This window comes from Vibrio sp. YT-19(2023), from assembly GCF_033337395.1.
This window is the reverse complement of record NZ_JAWOQN010000922.1, coordinates 1-561: the sequence shown is the minus strand read 5'-3', so window position 1 is coordinate 561 and position 561 is coordinate 1. Positions and strand designations below refer to the sequence as shown.

General features: G+C 47.8%; 1 protein-coding gene. It reads left to right on the top strand.

The features are described 5' to 3' along the window. On the top strand, positions 1-561 hold a 561-nt coding region (locus R7E78_RS29210), incomplete at both ends, for a PTS transporter subunit EIIC (protein WP_318059030.1).

Here is a 561-nt window from a genome sequence, read left to right as displayed (position 1 = left end):
GTCGATGGGGATCATGACCATCTTCGTGTCGCTCGGTGTCGCCTACAGTCTGGCGAAAGCGTACAAAATGGATGGGATCACTAGCGCGGTTTTATCTTTAATGTGTTTCTTGCTGGTGGCTGCACCAGCTCAAGATGGCACGTTAGCGATGAAACACATGGGCGGTACAGGGATCTTCACTGCAGTAATGTGTGCCTTCTTTGCTGTTGAGCTGTATCGATTTATGAAAAAGCACAACATCACGATTCGCATGCCAGAGCAGGTGCCACCTGCGATCGCGCGTTCTTTCGAGGTGTTACTGCCTGTTCTAGCTGTGTTTGTCACGCTTTATCCATTAAGCATCTTCGTTCAAACCCAATACGACATGTTGATTCCTGATGCAGTTATGGCGATGTTCAAGCCATTAATCAGCGCATCAAATACTTTGCCTGCCATCATTGGTGCACTACTCATGTGTCAATTACTTTGGTTTGCAGGGATTCATGGTGCCGCGATTGTGGTTGGCCTTCTGTCGCCAATCTTTCTAACAAACATCAGTGGAAACATCGACGCATTCGTTGC